Genomic DNA, 18,994 nt, shown 5'->3' with positions numbered 1-18,994 from the left:
TTAGAATTCCTCCCCGAATACAGCCCCGACTATAACTTAATTGAATTAGTATGGCATTCGGCAAAAGAATATATTGCAAATCGACTTTTTACATCTATTGAAAAGCTAGAGTATTTATTGCACCGCCTCTTAAACGAAGGGCCATTAATAATTAAATGGGGTCGCAAGATCAAAAATAAGGGCAATGCTTGTATCACAGTTTAAATGTGCAACAGCTTACTCCTTCTCCAATGAGATGTTCTGTTGCTTTGCCGATAAAAAAGTGTTCAAATAGGTATAAGGGGGCGCTCAAAAAACCTAATCCATTCAAAATCATCGCTTTCATTATTTGTCCGGGAGTGAGCATCTCTTTTTCCTTGATACCCACTTGTTGATTCACTAATTCTACCAGTTCCATTTCATCGATAATTCCGGCTATTATTCCTAAATGGTCTATGTTGAGGACTTGAATTTCGTTTTGGGGCTGATTCATGATTTTTTACACCTGTGTTGCTGACTCTATTATCTAATCTTAGCAAAACTTGAAATTTTTTCTAGGTATTTATTTCAGGGTTTCATGCCTCCAAATTTAAACTCATTAAATTTGTCTGAATATCTGCGGAATGTGGGGTCTAAAGCAAGCCCCCAACGGCAAACTCGATCAAATACGTACCATTCATCCCATCCCTCTCGAAATGGTCTATTTATACTGGCCGCTTCAAGCCCAAACCCGACCCCAAGCTAAAGCCCTAATTGAAACACTCGGAAAAAATACTCTTGAACAGTTTAAACAAATTGTCGATAGCGCTTTCAGCAGTTCTGAGCAATCGAAACCCCCTATTTTCTACGAAAGTAATATGCCATTGAAGCCAGAAAATATCGCGCCAACACACTCGCAAACGGAAACCAAAATTCAAATACAACAACCAGTGGCTTTCACAAATATAGACTATAGGGAGGAAATTTTTTGTGGTAAACTACTCAAGTTCAACAACTTTGAGATAGAAGCCTTTAAGTTCCATAACATCTACTGCCTTTTTCAAAAAGAAGTGTTTAAGACCATCGACAAATCATCTGTTTCAGATATTTGGACACCCAGGCATATTATCTTCAAGCAGCAACCGTGCCAGACTTGGTAAAGCTTCACCATAGGTGGGATGGATGTGAACCGATCGCTCTAACAACTGCCAGGTTGCTCCCGCCTCCATCAGGGATAAAAATACATGAACCAGTTCAGCAGTTTCGTATCCCACTAAGGTTGCTCCCAGGATTTTGTCTGTGTCGCTGTCGATTACCATGCGATAAAATCCCAGGTCATGCCCCCACTCGATCGCACGCGCAATTTGGCTCATAGGTAATGTAACCACACGCGCGTTGATGCCTTGTTTCTGAGCCTGTTCTAACGTCATCCCCACTCGCCCTACCTGGGGTTCTGTGTATACCGCATAGCCAAGAGAGCGATCGTCCCGCGTCCGGTTTTCTCCACACAAAATAGCTTTTAAGCGGCGATAGTCTTCCCACGACACATGGGTAAAAGCGGGCTGTTTAGCAACATCTCCGATCGCATAAACACCAGCACAGGTTGTATGAAACTGGTCATCAATTTTGACAAACCCTTGAGCATCTAACTCAATCCCGCTAGCGGCAGCATTTAATGCACCTGTATTAGGTTTCCGTCCGATCGCAACTAACAAAGCTTCTCCCTGAAGTTGTCCGCCACTGCTCAGGGTTAGACTAAATACATGATTCTCATAGACAACCTGATTTACATTCACCCCAAAATGGAGTTCAATTCCATCCTGCTTGAATGCTTCTGCTAAGACATCGCTGACATCAGCTTCTTCTCGATCTAAAAGGCGTGAGCCCCGCACAATTAAGTGAGTCTGACTGCCCAAACGCGCCAATCCCTGCCCTAATTCCAAGCCAATATAGCCCCCTCCAATCACCAATAAACGGGCGGGTTTAGTGCTCAAGTCAAAGAAATTGCGGTTGGTCAGGTAGGGAGTTCCTGAAAGACCGGGAATCTCAGGAATCAGCGATGACGTACCCGTGTTAATAATTACTAGAGGAGCCTGAACGGTGACATCTCCACCTTTGACCGTCCGTTCACCCACAAAAGAAGCTTCAGCACAAATCACTTTGACACATCCAGTCTCCAATCGCTTGCGAATCCCTTGATTAAAGTCGCTGCGGATTCCCCGAACTCGCTCCATAACAGCGGGAAAATCCACTTCAACCTCCGCGTGGATGCCTAATTTCTTCGCTTGGCGTGCCCTACCTGCTGCATGAGCCGCTGCTAAAAACGCTTTGGACGGAGTGCAGCCATAGTTAATGCAACTACCGCCTAAAGCATCCCGCTCAAACAAGACAACCTTGCGCCCCTCATTGGCAAAATCAGTCGCCAGTGGAATGCCACCTTGACCACTTCCTATTACAATGACATCTGCTATTTCCATTAGCGCTAAACTCCTTGGGGATAGTTTACTTTCATAACACTTTCACACTCCAAGTTCAAAACTCTCTGCTCGTTGAGATAGGGTTGTGTACTGAAAGTTAATTTTTACCCATATTTACCCAAAACTACCCAGTTTGTCCATCTTCCTCAATTAATTGGTCAACAAACAATCTCAGCCTTTCTTGCCAATCAGGGATAGCTTTGAGTTTTTCTTTCTGTCCGACCTACCCCTTAAACGCAATAACCGCCTTGTCTGTCGCCTTTGAAAGTCGCTTGAGAGCGCCGTATGTATTGTGTTTTTGAAAAGGCATTGACACCACCTGTGTATGTAGGTTAATCTACTTTTAGCACAGATTGAAAGGTCGAATCAATGCTTTTAAGTTTCCGAACGGCATTAATCCCGAACAACAAGCAAATTACAGCTTTCAAAAAAGCATCAGGCATTGCCAGACATAGTTACAACTGGGGGAACGCCCTGATTCAAGATTTACTCAAAAAACGCGAATTCGACAAAACACTCAAAATACCATCAGCCATTGACTTACACAAACTGTTGGTTGCCGAAGTAAAATCAGTTAATAACTGGTACTATGAAACCAATAAAAACGTCCCACAAAAAGCATTAGGAGACTTGCGTCAATCTTGGGACAAGTGCTTCAAGAAAATATCTAAGCAACCAAAATTCAAGAAAAAGGGACAAAGAGATTCCTTTTATCTAGAATCAGGAACCAAAGCAAAACCAGGAATTAACAACGATGGCAAGCGAGTCAAATTGCCATCTATCGGATGGGTAAAACTTGCCGAAGCATTACCGCTGACAGCCGTTCACAATTGTGTAATTAGTCGCACCGCAAATAGGTGGTTTATTGCTATCAAATACGAATTTGAATTGCCAGAAGTTGCAATAAGTCGTCCGGCTGTTGGTGTCGATATCGGTATCAAAGAACTTGCTGTCTGCTCTCGAAATGGCAAAGTCTTTGCGAATCCCAAAGCTTACCGACGGATGAATAAAAAGCTTAAGCGAAAACAGCGGGATGTAAGTCGTAAAGTCAAAGGCTCCAAGAATCGCACCAAAGCGATTAAGAAACTGAGCAAGCTTTATGCTAAAGTAGCAAATATCCGAAAAGATGCCATTCACAAGCTGACAACTTATCTCGCCAAAAACCACGGCGAGATTAAGATCGAGGACTTAAATATTAAGGCATTTCTCAAGAATCACAAACTTGCTGGTGCGATTGCTGACTGCGGAATGTATGAATTCAAGCGTCAACTCGAATACAAAACTCAAAAGTTTAGCTCTAAATTGACGCTTGTAGATAGATTTTTTCCCAGCAGTCAAATCTGCTCAAGTTGCTGCAATCATCGGCACAAGATGCCATTGAAAGTCCGAGTCTTTGAATGCCCTAACTGTGGAAATGTTCAAGACCGTGACGAAAATGCAGCGAGAAATATAGAACGTTGGTTTGAAGGTATTTTTGTACCAGAGCGTTCGGAATTGGCGGTGAGTTCCACCGTGTCAGCCTGCGGAGTAGACAAGCCCGACAGCAGTCATGTTGTCGCTACTGTGAAACAGGAAGTTAACACTATAGTTACCCATGTCCAGTTAAGTCTAGACTTGGGTAGCTATGGGTAGGTTTAACGGAACGGTTTGGATTAAGTTATCACATCCTCATTCGGCATTGCTGAAAAGTAATGATTTTATTACGTAGGAATTTGCTTTTGAAATAGCTAAATCATTACCTTTTCAGCAATGCTGGCATGGAATGGTGCCGACTGCGGTTAGGATGCTTTATCTTGGCGCTGTACTTCGTATGGAGAAAAATGTAACGCTGTCAAAGCTAGCGAAGACCACCCGTGATATACAGAGTTTCGCCAGTAATCCATCCTGAATCAGAGGAGGCAAGGAAAACAACGGCAGGTGCAATGTCCTGCGGCTGTCCAATTCGACCCAGCGGAGTTTGCGCTTCAGTCTGTTTGCGACCTTCGCTCTCAGCAATTCCCGCTGTATGCGTACCTTCCGTTTCCACCATCCCAGGATTGATGGAATTGACGCGGATGTGGCGTGAACCGAGTTCTTTGGCAAGCGATTTCGTGATGGCATCGACTGCCGCTTTGGTAGCGCTATAGACCGAGCCGTTCGGGGGCGTAAGAGTGCTGACGATCGAACTGATATTGATAATGCTGCCTCCCTCTGGCCCGAAGTGCTTTACACCTTGTTGTGAGGTGAGGAGCAATCCCAGCACATTGAGGTCAAATTGCTTGTGGAAGTGTTCTTCCGTAATGCCTTCAAGTGGGGAAAATTCATAAATGCCAGCATTATTGACCAAGATATCTAGCTTGCCGAAGGCTTTCTGTGTCTCTGAAAAAAGATGTTCAATCTCTGCTTTTTTGGCAACATTTGCTTGTACTGCGATCGCCTTACCGCCCGCACTAACAATCTCATCAACCACGCGATCGGCTCCTTCTTTGCTTGATGAATAGTTAACGACAACTGCTGCACCTTCGGCTGCCAGATGTTTGGCGATCGCGGCACCAATACCTTTAGACGCACCTGTGACGACTGCGATTTTTCCTTCTAGTTTTTTCATCGTTATAAGTGTTGTGATTGTTGAGTTTGAACAAGCTGTCCGAAACGGTTGCGAACCTACGAGAATGCACCCGTTCGGATTTTTAACAGTGAGATATCACATCCGCGCATCCGCGTCAGGACTTGAGGAATTCCAGCAGGTCGGCGTTGAGTTGGTCTTTACTCGTGTCGCCCAGGCTATGCGATCCGCCGGGATATATCTTCAAAGTCGAATTCTTGACCAGCTTCGCAGACAACAGGGCAGAAGCACCAATCGGTACAATCTGATCGTCATCACCGTGAATAATCAGCGTTGGAATGTCGAACTTTTTCAAATCCTCGGTGAAATCTGTTTCCGAAAACGCCTTAATGCAGTCAAATGCGTTCTTGTGTCCAGCCATCATGCCCTGCATCCACCACGACTGGATCGCACCTTGGGAGACTTTGGCACCGGGTCGATTGAAGCCGAAAAACGGGCCACTGGCCACATCGAGGAAGAACTGCGATCGGTCAGCTAAAAACGCCGCCCGAAAGCCGTCAAAAACCTCAATGGGCAGCCCCCCCGGATTAGCCTCCGTCTTGACCATGATCGGCGGCACTGCGCCCATTAGCACTGCCTTGGTAACCCGTGATGTTCCGTGCCGCCCAATAAACCGCGCCACTTCGCCACCGCCGGTAGAGTGTCCGATCGTCACCGCATCCTTTAGATCCAGCGCCTCAAAGAGCTCCGCCAGATCGTCAGCGTAGGTGTCCATTTCATTGCCGTGCCAGGGTTGGCTCGATCGCCCATGACCCCGACGATCGTGGGCGATGCAGCGATAGCCGTGTGAGGCGAGAAAAAACATCTGCGATTCCCAAGCATCCGCACTCAACGGCCAACCGTGACTAAAGACAACGGGTTGTCCTGTACCCCAGTCTTTGTAGTAAATTTGCGTACCATCCTTAGTAGTGATTGTGCTCATGGGGTTCCTATGTAATTGGGAATAGTTTGCTTCCATAACATTGTCACACTCCAAGTTCAAAACTCTCTGCTCATTGAGGTAGGGTTTGGATTGAGTTAGCACATCGTCATTTGGCATTGCCTGGAATGGTGCCGACTGCGATCGCCTTACCGCCTGCGCTGATAATTTCATCAACCACGCGATCGCCCCCTTCAGATTTGTGCGACACCCCCATCAACAAACATTTCAATGTCAGTGATATAGCTGCCGTCATCTTTCTTACTGAATTGTGGTGTAGATAGCGCTCGATATCTATGAGATTGGAGACATCACCTTGATTTCCTTGAGTTGCAGTTTTGTTGCTTTATATCTGTGCCATGCCTCCATCGACAAAGAGTTCGATGCCGTTCACAAAGCTGCTGTCATCGGATGCGAGGAAAACGACCGCTTTAGCAATTTCATCCGGTGTACCCACTCGTCCCAGCGGGATTGTGTTGACCTGTGTTGCCACAAAACCCTGTACCTGTTCTTCGCTCAGCCCCATGAGATTGTATCCGGGAGTAGGCACAACACCAGGACTGATGGCATTGACGCGAATCTTGCGCTCTTTGAGGTCAAGTGTCCAGTTGCGGGCAAACGATCGCACGGCGGCTTTGGTGGCACTGTAAACGCTAAACGCTGGAGTACCCTTGATGGAAGTGATCGAGGCATTCAGAATAATTGAAGCACCTTCTGGCAACAGCGGCAGAGCCTTCTGCACGGTGAACAGCAGGCCTTTAACGTTGGTGTTGAAGGTTTTGTCAAAGTGTTCCTCAGTGATCGATCCGAGCGGGGCGAGTTCTCCACCGCCAGCGTTGGCGAAGATTACATCCAGGCGACCTTGCTCTTGCTTGATTGTGGCAAAAAGGCGATCGAGGTCTGCCAGATTCGAGGCATCGCTCTGAACGCCCGTGACGTTCTTGCCTATTGCTGCCACGGCGGCATCCAATTCAGCCTGACGGCGACCTGTAATGAAGACATAGGCACCTTCGGCAACGAATCGCTTGGCAGTGGCAAGACCGATGCCGCTAGTGCCACCAGTGACAAGAGCGACTTTTCCTGAGAGTTTTTGTGACATTATGATGTTTTTTTTGAATAAGGTTTAGCGATCGCAAGTCTGATGACATCTCGTTTAGGCTGTAAATCCGCCATCAATCTTGAGGCTTGCGCCAGTGACAAAGGCGGCTTCAGGACTGGCAAGATAAGAAACCATGCCAGCGACCTCGTTATCCCGTCCGTAGCGACCCAGGGCAATGAGCTTTTTGAGTCCCTCGGCAAAGTCTCCGTCTGCGGGATTCATATCGGTATCAATGGGACCAGGCTGGATGTTATTAACGGTGATACCACGCGGTCCAAGATCGCGGGCAAGACCGCGTGTAAAGCTGGCGATCGCCCCCTTGGTTAAGGCAGACCGATAGCCCTGCAAAGGGGGTGGAATCACTATTAATGCTGCCAATCATGATGATTCGTCCGCCCTCACCCATGTGGCGAATTGCCTCCTGAGTTGCTACGAAAACGCCCCTGACATTCACTGCTACAAGTCTGTCAAACTCATCCATCGAGAACTGATCGATCGCAGCTAAAGTGGCAACCCCCGCGTTGTTAACTAGGATGTCGAGGCGGCCCAAGGCGTTTACGGTTTCGGCAACGGAATGTTTCACTGCTTCTACATCCGCACTGTCAGCGCGGATGTAGAAGCTTTTCCCCCTGCTGCTTCAATGTCGCGCACCACCTCATCAGCTTTTTGGGGCGAACTGCTGTAGGTGAGAGCAACTGCTGCCCCATCTCGGGCAAGACGTTTGGCGATCGCTGCCCCTAAACCGCGTGAGCCACCCGTAACCAATGCAGCTTTGCCTGCGAGTGTTTTTGTCATGATTTGCTCCGGTGGGCTTGTAATTGCCGATATCGGTGATTTACTTACCGATTGGTACAAAAAATATACCCTGGTTCAATCTGGGTGTCAAGGAAGTTTTATACTGAACGGTATGGAAACGAAAAAGCCTCATAGCGTGCAGGGACGACCTCGCGCTTTTGATATCGACGAAGCTTTAGAAAAAGCTTTGCAAATATTTTGGCGCAAGGGCTATCTAGGAACATCCCTGACAGATTTAACCTCATCGATGGGCATTAACCGTCCGAGTCTCTATGCGACCTTTGGTAACAAAGAAAACTTATTCCGTAAGGCCCTCGATCGCTATCGCGATCGGCAAACTGCCTACCTGCGTGAAGCACTCTCCGAGTCAACTGCCCGGAGAGTCAGGGAGCGAATAATGCTTGGCGTTGTTGATTTAGTGACTAATCCGTGCAACCCATCGGGATGTCTCTACGCACAAAGTCTGCATTCCTGTGTCGATCCAGACAATCCACTCCATCAAGAGTTGACAGAGCGCCGCATATCAAGCGAGGCTGCTATCTGCGATCGCTTCGAGCGTGCTGTCTTAGAAGGTGACTTGCCCTCTGACGCCGATCCCGCTGCCCTCGCGAGGTTTGTCGTTACAGTCAACTTTGGAATGTCGGTGCAAGCAGCAAGTGGAGCTAGTCGCGCGGAACTCCTAGAGGTTGTTCAGATGGCTTTGCGCGCCTGTTCAATATAAGAAGGGGGAATTGAGGCTCAAGAGATCGGCACAGAGATGGGGTGCGATGCCGGATGCTGGCTACGCCTACGCGAGTTTTGGCTCAGATGCACCGTTTCCCCTGACAGCACAGGACTTACCCGCGAAGTAACATTAGCGGGTAACGACAAGGGCAGCTAGAGCGATCGCTACAACATCCTCAACAAGGGCAGCAGGAACTGCACCAATCCGCTCAATCGCGGCTATCCGCACCGTCCGACCACCATAGGCACCAACCAGTGCACCTACAACACCCAAGAGCGCTCCAACCACTCCAAAACTGCTGTTTGCTCCGGTAATGAACCATCCCACAATGCCACCACTAAGAATCCGAGCAATCAACGCAGGGGGACTGGTACGAGAAGGAATTTGCGGCAGCATATCGGCAATTAGCTCAGCCACTGCCAGGACAGCCAGAACGATCCCGATCGTGCCGCCACGCACCAGAAATAAAGCAGCCGGGGCTGTTAACGATCGTAGTCCCGCCACTAACCCAAGGACAAATGCAAAAATCAATGTCATGAACATAAATAGCCCTCTTGGTAGCTTTGGATGCCATCTTTTATACCAATTTAATATGAACAGGACTTACGCAACTGGCACATGGTGATCGGTGTTCACGCCCTGACCCATCATGGTAACCCGTTCTGCTAAACAACAAGTTTACTCGCCCGCGTGCAAAACATTGTACTGATTTTCGCTCGCCCGATCGCGGGCGATCATAAATGACTGAACAAATCAAATTCAAATAGTGTACTGTTTTGAACAATCGGACAGATTTGACCTTGTTGCTTGAATTTAAAACAGTTATAATCAGAATATTTTAATGACACTAACTATGAGATTCACAAAATTCAACTACTGTCAATATTTATTAAGCACTCAAATTAACTACACGCTCACCTATTTTGCAGACCATGTAAAAACAATTAGTCATGACTTCATTAATCGGCTAGTATCGTCCAATTCTACCGAATCTTGAACTCCAATGGTTACTCTCGATAATAAGCGGGTATAGAATAACTCTGTCAGACGCTTGCCATGAGATGTATGTCTTCTACCGACGGCGGCCATTTGAACAATTTCTCCTCGAATTAATTCAACTTTATCATCTTTTGTCAAGATGCCAGCTTCAATCATCTGATGATATTCTTTTACTGTAAATAACCGTTTGATTAACTGAGTTGTACTCATTGGTTCGTCCGGGAATATTCAAGTTTTTTGTCTGCAACCGCAGGTTTAATAATGTGATTATACTACATCGAACAGTAGTGCTTCCGTAGGGCAGGCATTGCCCGCCTTACAAGCACTGAATCTAATCCCACGATTGCAATTGCACAACCCAATGCTGCAGCAAAGCAGAAATGCGATCGCGCCGAGTCTCAAAAGTAGCAGCAATCCAGATAAATACAATCCCAAAAGCCAAACCAATCGCCCATTTAATCAGCGGATAATCGAAGATCAGAACCACCAACTGATAGAAAACATTGATTAAAAAAAATCCCGTTCCCACAAACAAAAACGCCCGAACTCGCAGGGACAAACCCGCTGCAATAGCCACCAAACTAAAAGCTCCCGCAACTAAACCGCGGCTTTGCTGAGTCAAAAGAGGTATCCCGCAAATCAGCGCAGTTGCGAGCATTCGCAGAGTGTGGCGCAGCGGTTTTTCGGCTGGTAATTTGAGAGTGCGATCAAACTGAGTAATGTACAGTAAAGAAAGCCCTAAAGGAGTAACATAAAACTCTGGCTGAGTCAATCCTATTTGCCAGAACCATCGCAGCATTATCCAGTCAATTATCGCCACACTCACATAGGTAAAACGGACTTCCTCCCTTTCCCAAGCCAGGAAAAAATAGAAGGTAGCAGCTATCAGCAAGCTAATCGGATAAAACTTAGCCGGACTTTCCAAAATAGTAACTATTGGAATCAGCGAAGCAATTACCTGCCAAGGTTTTTTTGACCAGCCCCAGTTGTCCCAAGGCAAAATGTAAATGAAATAGGCAAATAGAGAAGCGAGGGCAACTTTCCAAGGCCCCAGCGGCCCGGAAATATACTTAACTAAAGGCGTATTGATCCAATAAAGCCGGATGCCAAAGGCTTCTAGCCAACCCAAGTAAATCCAAATTTCTGCCGATTGGCGATCGAGATTATTTCGCCCTTGCAAGAAAGCATATTGAACTAATAAAGCACCAGTGACTAATCCTAAACTTAAGCCGGATTTAATATCATTCACAGAAGCTGAAATCAGCAGCAAACTGCTCAAAACCCAGTGCAGGTGAGCAAATATTTTTAACTCCGCATTAGTTAAATGTAAATAATTGCTGAGCCAAGGAGATAAAATGCGATAGATATATGTTAAAGTTGTGCCGAGAGTGGCCAGGACAATTAAACCGTCGCCAAAAGCTCCTCCCGGTGTTTGAAAAAGTTGATATAGTAGCGATTCGTAAGCAGCAGCGGACACGCCAATTAATCCCAAATAAACCAAAGGTTTGAATTCTGGCTCCCGCCTACCAATGCCGATCGCAATTAAAGACGCCCCCAACACCGTTAAACCAGTCCAATTCGTCAAAGTGTGCGATCGGAAGGTTAAACCCAATACCCCGTAAACCAAAGGTATAAAATGAATGCTAGGTAAAATTGTTGGATCGCGGTGGCCGCGCCTCCACCAATCCCCCAACAATTGAGTAAACAATCCGAGAGCGATATTAGCAACTGCTAAATTAATCGTAGTGCGATCGACAGAACTCAAACCGACTGCTGTCAACAACTCCAAACTCCAAGCCAAGGCATAAATTGCCAGAGGGGAAAGTTGGCGTAAACTTCGGAAAATAATCGCAGCCATTATCACCAAAATAGCAGCCAAAACTTCAGTAGAAGGCGGGAAAGTCAAGCTACTGGCTGCGTAGAGTTCATAGGAATAAAAAGTAATAGTTGTTAACAGCAAGCCTGCCAGTAAGATTGCCCACCCATCTAAAGCTCGATCGTAAATTTCAGCTAATTGAGAAGAATCAGGCAAACGGCTGGAAAAACGAACAATCATGCTGCGAAGCAACCACAGACACAAAAGAGCGATCGCCCCGGCAATTCCCCAATCCCAACCCGACACAAAACCTAATTGATCGATCGCCGCAGCTACGAAACTCAAGCCAAACCCCACTCCAATCGCAGCCGCTGGTAACTCGACTAAATAGTAAGTATTGACCAACATTAATCCGGCCGCCAAACCCAAACCAATTAACCGATATCCCGGAAAAATAAAAATTAGAACTTGTGCAAATATTAGGGCGATCGCACTAAAGGTACTGGCAACTCGTTTGTGAGGGTTCTCAGTATATTTAGCAACAGCAGTCAAAGCCAAAGGAGTCGCCAGCCAGAGCAAACTCCACTGAGGGCGATAAGTGGCAGTACCCGCAATTAAATAATTTTGCAACAATATAAAGCTGAATCCTGCTAATACTAAGCCCAGATACCAGGAACTTTGAAACCATGCAGGATGCCAGCGTAAAAAGGCAGAGTTTTCTTGGGAATTTGCCGCTTTCATCCAGACAAAAAATACCCATTCACTCGCCATAAAAATTAATAATATTGCCGACCAAATATTGGGTGTCTGGTTTGGGAAAAATAAGTCAATTGCCGAAGCGATCGCGCCTAAACCCATAATGTGAGTTATCGGAACCAAAATTGCTGGATTTCCCTGTTGTTCAGCCGCAGAAGCGGGCCTCGAAACTCGCCGGTAATTGTCGGGAATTACGTATTTCCAAGTGATCCAACCTAAAATTAAAGTAGAGACTAATAAATTGAGCGATCGCCAAAACGGATTGACAAAACTAATAATAGTTAAAGCACTCCCCAAACCGAGAGCAAGGTTTTCGCCTAAACTGGCAAGTTGAAACTTTCGCTTGCGGTAGAGCCACTGCGCCACACTTACCATTAAAATTAAATAAGGCAACAGTAAAACACCCCAAAAAGCCCAAGGATTTTCCTGAGAGTTTGTAAGCTGAGTTAAAAATGCAACCAATTGTGTTTTAATCCCTAAAGGAAGCAGTCGCCAAAACAGCCAAATACTCTGAAGTCCCACCGCCTCAAGCATTAGCAAATCAAACTCTTGCCCAAACCGCACTAAACGGTTGTAAAAAAACCACACAGCCAATCCGCTAACTGCGATCGCCTGTAGCGGAATGTCGCGAAAACAAACCAGGTATCCCAAACCCAACAAACCCATTCCCGCTAATTGCCAGTGAAAAAAGTTGCTGGGATTTGGCTGGTCGGATATATTGTTTTCAATAGTCCCAGATTGCCGGGGTTGCAGCCAATCCAGCCATGCTAAAAGCACGCCACAAATCGCCAAAGCTAAACCCATTTCAGCGATATTTACATCCTTGACAAATATCGCTCGACCCAGTAAAATTCCTAACGAATAAGCTACTAAAGCTGCTTTTTTGTAAGTCAGAAAATCTCTGCTCAAACTGAAACCAGCGGGGAATGTTTCAGTATTTCCCCCACCTTGGATAGATTGCAATCGTTGTTGCTGAATTTGATAAACTGTAGTAGCAGCAGTTCCCACTGTACCCACATAAACCGCAGTAAGGGCAAAGCCGGCCAATGCCCACCAAGAGTGCAAATAACTCAATCCCAAGTGATTTAGGGCGATCGATCGAGTGATGTTTTTTCCTGAACAGCTTTGATATTGATATTTGATAATCCGGGCCGTTATCCAAGTCAAAATAAGTGCCGCTGCGATTGCTACCGCCCAATCCCAAGGATACCGCCACAATCCAAAAGTATCCATTGCCCAAAAATTGATCGGCACTAGCAACAGCGTCACTTCTTGCAAAGTTTGAGCAGTCAAGTGCAAATTCTGCTGTCTGTTTGCCCAACTGCTAATTGCCCAAAAGGTTAAAGTATAAGCTAATAAAACTCCATATTGTCCGGCGGCAGGAAATCTTTCCCACTGACTGGCAGCTAAGACTCCAGAGGAGACAACTACCATGAACACTCCTAAAAACAACAGCCACACCACGCTAATTTCTGCCATTAGCGAGTGCAAAATTTGAGCGATAAAATTAGGGGTTTGAGTAGTTTCTGTGGGTCTAGCAACGCTTTCTCTGCTGCTAGGTACTGCTTTTTGCGTTGATAAGGCAGGTACTTTTGGCTCGGCAATAGGAGCTCGCGGGTTTTCAATTTCAGAAAAATCTACAGCGGGATCTCTGAGTGGGCAGACTAAATACTGTCGGCACAATTCCTCAACTTCAGCGGGCGAAAGTAAACCTAGCCGCAGCCACGCATCTAAACCTGTCAACAACTCAGGATGCGACGCTAAGATGCTCAATTCAATTTTGCTCGATCGATCTTTGGGAGACGACATGGGCTTAAACTTGTACTAGGTACCTTCAAGCTATAGCCTAGATTAATGTCGAGCGAGCATGGCAACATTCCGCCATCGAAATTGGCACAATAAGTATTTATGACTAAATAGCTGTCGCAGCCCGTGTCAATCGGTGAAAAAATTCCGCTGATGGGCCTAAACCAGCGTACATCAGCGGTGAAAAACTCCCAATTAGGACACAGCAGCGGTTTCCTTACCGATCGACATACAACAGTTCTCAATCTTGGTGAGGTATGCCCACGGAGGCCACGGAGGCCTATGCCCGCTTATCAACCGTGCACCTCATGTTACTGAGAAAGGCTATATTTCAACAAAGTGTCCACACTAGCATTGTGATCTATGAAAGAAAACAAATGTTTGAAGAGGAGTTTTCCATCTGCATCCAAAACAAACTGAGCAGGCAAAGGAGCACCCAAAGCCTGACCGACTTGATAAGCCCGAAAAACTTGACAGCCTGGATCAGAAAGCAGAGGCATTTTCAAGCCTAAATCTCTAACCACTATTTGGCTTTGGCGATCGTCGGTACTGGCAACCATCAATAATTCTATATTGCGATCGGCAAATTTTTCCCAGTTTTCATTCAAAGCTTTAATGTGAGGAAAACAGAAAGGGCAATATTGCTTTTCTGTAAAAATCCGCGTAAAAGCCAGAATTACCGGTTTATCGCCCCGATAATTCGACAGCCGCACCAATTTGCCATTATTAATATCCGGCAATTCAAAATCTGGCGTCCTCTGTCCCAGGTTCAGAACATTAGTGGCCGGAACAGGCAATAAATTTTGGAAAAACCGCTGATTTAACAAGCCGCTAAAATTAGTAGAAGTCAGCATATTTCCTAATTGGGTAATTGCTAATTGCTAATTAAAAATCCGGTTAAACGAATGCCCCAGCAGGTAGGGACACTCCAAGAGCCCAAGGCGTGTCAACTTAACGTTAAACCCATAGTCCGGCTGGGGTTTCAACAAGAGCCTCAAAGCTCAAGTCCTCGCTATGAGGACTAAAGAAATGGGTAACACCTCATCAGTCCTCTTGAGAGGACTTTAGCTATTAGACAGGGACTTCAGTCCCTGGCGGGCTTTCGGCTTAAGTTGACACTAATGGGCATTGGCGTGTCCCTACACATATAATCTGCTTAAACCGCAGCAAAGAATACCTTAGACTTGACCGGATCGGGAGTCATGGTCTTGTCACCGGGCTGCCAGCCGGCGGGACAAACTTCATCGGGATGAGACTGGACGTGTTGGATAGCTTGCAGAGTACGGAGAGTTTCGTCCACGTTGCGGCCGAAGGCAAGATTGTTGATAGTAGAGTGTTGGATGATGCCTTCTTTGTCGATGATGAACAGACCTCTGAGGGCAATGCCTGCTTCTGGGTCGAGGACGTTGTAGGCCGAACTAATTGTTTTTTTGAGGTCAGCAACCAAGGGATAGTTGAGGTCGCCGACACCGCCTGCTTTGCGGTCTGTTTGTATCCAAGCCAGGTGAGAGAATTCGCTGTCTACGGATACGCCGAGGATTTCGGTCTCAATGTTTTTGAAGTCCTCATGGCGATCGCTAAATGCTGTAATCTCAGTCGGGCACACAAAGGTGAAGTCCAAGGGGTAGAAGAACAGGACTACATACTTTTTGCCTTTATAGTCTGACAGTTTAACTGTCTTGAATTCCTGATCCACTACGGCTGTTGCTGCGAAATCGGGTGCAGCTTGACCAACCCGGAGGCATTCACTGGTCATAGATTTTGTTTCCTTTTTTACGAACTGTTACAAATATATCATACTCATAACGACTACAAGTATGTTCTAGAGAAATCAAAAAAAAACGCTCTCAAATTTGAGAGCGCAATTTTTTGGATTAAATAATGGCTCAGGCGGGATTTGAACCTGCGACCTTGGGCTTATGAGTCCCCTGCGCTAACCACTGCGCCACTGAGCCAAATCTACTTCACGATTTACTATCGTAGCACGGTAGGGCTAGCTATGTCTTCTTTTCAAGCAACACTATTTCTAATGACTTCCAGTAAAAGTTATGAGTTTTGGTAATCATTCAAAACCCATAACTTTCGACCAGTCGTTACCGAGAAGCGCTGGACGCATCGTCGGGCAGTAAAGCCATTGGGTTGATAGCACCCTGTCCGGCGGGATGAATTTCAAAGTGCAAGTGCGGCCCGGTACTAAAGCCGGTGCTGCCCATTTCTGAAATCTGTTCCCCTTGAGCGACTCTCTGACCCTTTTGCACCAAAATCCGGCTGTTGTGGGCATAGACAGTCTCAGTGCCGTCAGGATGGGTAATTTCCACCAGATACCCGTAGCCGCCGTCGTTCCACTGAGCATAGGTAACCACCCCGTCTGATGCTGCCACAATTGGCGTGCCGATCGGCCCTGCAATATCAATTCCTTTGTGCATCCGTCCCCACCGCCAGCCGTAGCCAGAAGTAAGAACGCCCTTAGACGGCCAAATAAACCCGTTAGCCGACTGTTGTTTGCCGTTAGGCAGATAGGTATCAGGGCTCGAAAGAGGAGGCAGTTCTGGAGAAACCATGCGTCCCAAAGACGGGTTGCTTAGGGGATCGTAACCGTCGGCTCCCAAAGGAGCAGTTGCTACCACAGGCCCCTGCCCAGCAGAGGTCGGCGTCAGGTTGATCGGTTGCAGTTCCGCTGCGCGAGCCGGGTCTAAACGCTCTTGCTGCTGCTTCTGAACCTGCTCAGACCAGGCTCTCGATGGCGGTCTGCTGATTTCATTCTGCACCGCCTCAGTATAGTCGGGGGTGTAGAGATATGGATTGACACTTGGCATCTCCTCAGACGGGTTGACCGAGGGCCCGTCATTGGGAGCCAGGGACACCGCATTGGCGCCGATCGAATTGCGCGAGGCACGATATTCCTCTCGCAGCCTGACAACTTCTGCCCTCAAACGTTCGGAATAAGGGTTGAGAGCTTCTGCGGTAGGGAGAGCCTCCGAATTCGACTCTGGTAAAGCGCTAGTGGGATCTGTATTTGAACCCGGGGCGCTAGTATTTGCCACGAAGCTGATCGGCTGCGGGTATTCTCCCGTAGCGATGGCGGTAGCAGTTGCACTGGCTGGCGAGGGCAGGGCACTGGTGTCAACTGCACCTGTAAATGTTGGTTCGCCTTGAAGATCCAGCTTCCGTGGATCGCTAATGGTTTGGGAAACTTGAGTCAGCGGAATGCTGTTAATTTGGGGAACCATCGGCGCTGAAATATTGTTCAGACCTTCCAGGTTCTCCAGGGGAGAGACAACAGGCACTGTGGGCGCGGGTGCTGCAACCCCAGCACTGGCTATTTCCGAGGTAGACGAGCTGGGGTTCAAAGATGCGGGAACCGAACTCGCCGCCCAGACCGATGTAGAGTTGGAGGCAGAATAAGATGCTGCCGCCTCCACCCCTGGATTTTTCAACCCAACTTGGGGAATTTTGAGCCGTTGATTGACATTCAGCAAGTTGGGATTGCCGAGCTTGTTGACGGAGATCAGATCTTTGGGCGATACGCCGTGACCTTTGGCGATCGCATCTACCGTATCTCCCGGACGCACGCTGTAGAGAACCTCAGCCGGCCGGGCGGTGCTTCCCGCAGGGGGGACTAGCACAGCCGAGGGCAAACTGGGTGTTGCCAAAGACTGTTCTATTGACTCGAATGCTCGATCGGGCGATGCTGCTTGACCTCCCCCGGAATTGGGAATTACAGGTGTGGCATCGAGGTCAGGAATAGTTGTCCCAGTTGCAGATCCGGGGGAGGTCAGCGTCGGTGCTGACTCCGGCAAAAATGCCGCGGATGTAGATAAATTTGCTCCCCCCTCCGACCCGAACATCGTTCGACCCGATTCTGTGGTGCGGTTTTCCTGTTTTTTCAAACTGTCGATCGCCCCGTCTGCATTCGGGATGTCGATCGAACTTTGTTCCGGTACCGTCGTGACCAGCGGGGTCGCTGCAGTTGATGGCAGCGCTGTCATCGCTGCACTATCCAATGGCTCGGAGCCAGTCAGATTTAACTCTTGTTCGGGATTGACCGTCGCTGCGCGATCTAGCGAAGCCGATGTGCTATAGCCGGCGTTCTGTTGTGGTGTGGCTTCCGTCGCAGTCGGAATTCTAAGCTGTTGGCCAACTTGGAGTATGGTATCGGGTTGGATGTCGTTGGCAGTTGCTAGTACCAACGGTTCTACTTCATAATCCCGAGAAAGCTCCCAAAGGCTTTGCCCCTCCTGCACCTTAACCGTCGCCGGCTCAGAAGGTGATCCGGGCTGTTGGGCCCTGGAACCGTCAACTTGTGCCGATGTAGGGGGCCCGTTGGCCGATACTGGCTGTACTTCAGCGGTGGATTCTGATGTCGGTGCGAGCTCAGACGCGCGAGCGCTGTCTCCATTTCTCGGTAGCAGGATGCCAGAAGCACCTACCGATATTGCCAGCCCGATCGTGGCGAGAGAGCGAACTCTGCCTGTGCTGAGCGTTGTCTGTTTTGATGGTTCCGCAGAACCGTCTCTGTCGATTTCACTAGCCTGAACAGGCTTAATTTGGGGATATGTTCGTTTCAAAAAAACGACCTCCTACTGAGAAGCGCTAACTGTCCTTGGAAACACTCAAGGGTATCGCATGACGCTGAATTTAAATCAACAAGCAAAAATATTCTGATTGTTGACAGCTATCATGCTTAGGCCAGATTACCTTGCTTTTTAAATTTAGACAAGCTCAAACCGTCATAAATTTTAAAATTCTCGGTCAAACCTGCTGCAATTAACCCCACAAGCCTTACACCGCAATAGCTGGAACGAATACATAAAATCTTCGTTCCCGTAAGGCTCTGAACTCTCACCTATTATCAGACTTTAGGCTAATTTCCGGACAACCTACAACCGTATATTTACTAGATATAGTGTTCAGACCCAAGCTGGTACTCGCTGACGCCCTAAATCGCTAAAATCCTCTGTTTTTGTTGCTGAATCCTCTTGGGAGTAATTTGGTGTTGCTGATAACAATCTGTTTTTGAATGAATAAAATATATTAATG

The 18,994-nt window shown here is 47.3% G+C and carries 15 protein-coding genes, 1 tRNA gene and 2 pseudogenes; 3 read left to right on the top strand and 15 right to left on the bottom strand.

All coding sequences use genetic code 11. The features are described 5' to 3' along the window. Positions 1-204: transposase (locus QUB08_RS26400; RefSeq protein WP_333228532.1), on the top strand; the 204-nt coding region annotated here is incomplete at its 5' end. A 13-nt stretch (positions 205-217) separates the two neighbouring features. Here the strand turns inward: QUB08_RS26400 and QUB08_RS26395 are convergent. Further along, positions 218-472, bottom strand: a pseudogene (locus QUB08_RS26395) (DUF4277 domain-containing protein); the annotation flags it as partial. A gap of 586 nt (positions 473-1,058) precedes the next feature. After that, the gene (locus QUB08_RS26390; RefSeq protein ID WP_333228530.1) at positions 1,059-2,435 is read right to left on the bottom strand and encodes an FAD-dependent oxidoreductase; all 1,377 of its coding nucleotides are present in this window, start codon (positions 2,433-2,435) and stop codon (positions 1,059-1,061) included. Between the two features lie 369 nt (positions 2,436-2,804). Here QUB08_RS26390 and QUB08_RS26385 point away from each other — a divergent pair, with 369 nt between their 5' ends. After that, complete coding sequence (locus tag QUB08_RS26385; protein ID WP_333228528.1) at positions 2,805-4,067, top strand: RNA-guided endonuclease TnpB family protein; 1,263 nt, start codon at positions 2,805-2,807, stop codon at positions 4,065-4,067. 205 nt (positions 4,068-4,272) lie between these two features. On the opposite strand, the gene QUB08_RS26380 is transcribed toward QUB08_RS26385, so the two are convergent. From QUB08_RS26380 to QUB08_RS26355, 6 genes and pseudogenes are all read right to left on the bottom strand, one after another. Then, positions 4,273-5,088: a glucose 1-dehydrogenase gene (locus QUB08_RS26380; protein ID WP_445300956.1), complete on the bottom strand. Its 816-nt coding sequence runs from the start codon at positions 5,086-5,088 to the stop codon at positions 4,273-4,275. Positions 5,089-5,137: 49 nt separating this feature from the next. Beyond that, positions 5,138-5,962: an alpha/beta hydrolase gene (locus QUB08_RS26375; protein WP_333228524.1), complete on the bottom strand. Its 825-nt coding sequence runs from the start codon at positions 5,960-5,962 to the stop codon at positions 5,138-5,140. 106 nt (positions 5,963-6,068) lie between these two features. Then, the gene (locus QUB08_RS26370) at positions 6,069-6,215 is read right to left on the bottom strand and encodes a hypothetical protein (protein ID WP_333228522.1); all 147 of its coding nucleotides are present in this window, start codon (positions 6,213-6,215) and stop codon (positions 6,069-6,071) included. A 90-nt stretch (positions 6,216-6,305) separates the two neighbouring features. Beyond that, on the bottom strand, positions 6,306-7,058 hold the full coding sequence (locus tag QUB08_RS26365; protein ID WP_333228520.1) for an SDR family oxidoreductase: 753 nt from the start codon (positions 7,056-7,058) through the stop codon (positions 6,306-6,308). 54 nt (positions 7,059-7,112) lie between these two features. Further along, positions 7,113-7,421: an SDR family oxidoreductase gene (locus tag QUB08_RS26360; RefSeq protein WP_333228518.1), complete on the bottom strand. Its 309-nt coding sequence runs from the start codon at positions 7,419-7,421 to the stop codon at positions 7,113-7,115. Further along, positions 7,312-7,853, bottom strand: a pseudogene (locus QUB08_RS26355) (SDR family NAD(P)-dependent oxidoreductase). Before QUB08_RS26355 ends, QUB08_RS26360 begins: the two are co-directional and overlap by 110 nt. Before the next feature lie 112 nt (positions 7,854-7,965). Here QUB08_RS26355 and QUB08_RS26350 point away from each other — a divergent pair. Beyond that, positions 7,966-8,574 carry a TetR/AcrR family transcriptional regulator gene (locus QUB08_RS26350; protein ID WP_333228516.1) on the top strand — a complete coding sequence of 203 codons (609 nt, stop codon included), beginning with the start codon at positions 7,966-7,968 and terminating at the stop codon, positions 8,572-8,574. Positions 8,575-8,706: 132 nt separating this feature from the next. On the opposite strand, the gene QUB08_RS26345 is transcribed toward QUB08_RS26350, so the two are convergent. From QUB08_RS26345 to QUB08_RS26315, 7 genes are all read right to left on the bottom strand, one after another. After that, positions 8,707-9,114, bottom strand: coding sequence for a hypothetical protein (locus tag QUB08_RS26345; protein ID WP_333228514.1), 408 nt, complete (start codon positions 9,112-9,114; stop codon positions 8,707-8,709). A 411-nt stretch (positions 9,115-9,525) separates the two neighbouring features. Beyond that, a complete protein-coding gene (locus QUB08_RS26340; protein ID WP_333228512.1) occupies positions 9,526-9,786 on the bottom strand; it encodes a hypothetical protein in 261 nt (86 codons plus the stop codon). Between the two features lie 121 nt (positions 9,787-9,907). Next, positions 9,908-13,957, bottom strand: a complete 4,050-nt coding sequence (locus QUB08_RS26335; RefSeq protein ID WP_333228510.1) for a hypothetical protein — start codon at positions 13,955-13,957, stop codon at positions 9,908-9,910. Positions 13,958-14,265: 308 nt separating this feature from the next. After that, the gene (locus QUB08_RS26330; protein WP_333228508.1) at positions 14,266-14,808 is read right to left on the bottom strand and encodes a redoxin domain-containing protein; all 543 of its coding nucleotides are present in this window, start codon (positions 14,806-14,808) and stop codon (positions 14,266-14,268) included. A 302-nt stretch (positions 14,809-15,110) separates the two neighbouring features. Continuing rightward, positions 15,111-15,710 (bottom strand): peroxiredoxin, encoded by a 600-nt coding sequence (locus QUB08_RS26325; RefSeq protein ID WP_333228506.1) that lies wholly within the window; start codon positions 15,708-15,710, stop codon positions 15,111-15,113. A gap of 126 nt (positions 15,711-15,836) precedes the next feature. After that, positions 15,837-15,909 (bottom strand) — tRNA-Met (locus tag QUB08_RS26320). Positions 15,910-16,047: 138 nt separating this feature from the next. After that, positions 16,048-18,522 carry a peptidoglycan DD-metalloendopeptidase family protein gene (locus QUB08_RS26315; protein WP_333228504.1) on the bottom strand — a complete coding sequence of 825 codons (2,475 nt, stop codon included), beginning with the start codon at positions 18,520-18,522 and terminating at the stop codon, positions 16,048-16,050. Positions 18,523-18,994 lie beyond the last annotated feature (472 nt).

Source organism: Microcoleus sp. BR0-C5 (genome assembly GCF_036705045.1).
Lineage (GTDB): Bacteria > Cyanobacteriota > Cyanobacteriia > Cyanobacteriales > Microcoleaceae > Microcoleus.
Note: the sequence above shows the minus strand (reverse complement) of the source record. Positions and strands in the feature narration are given on the sequence as shown.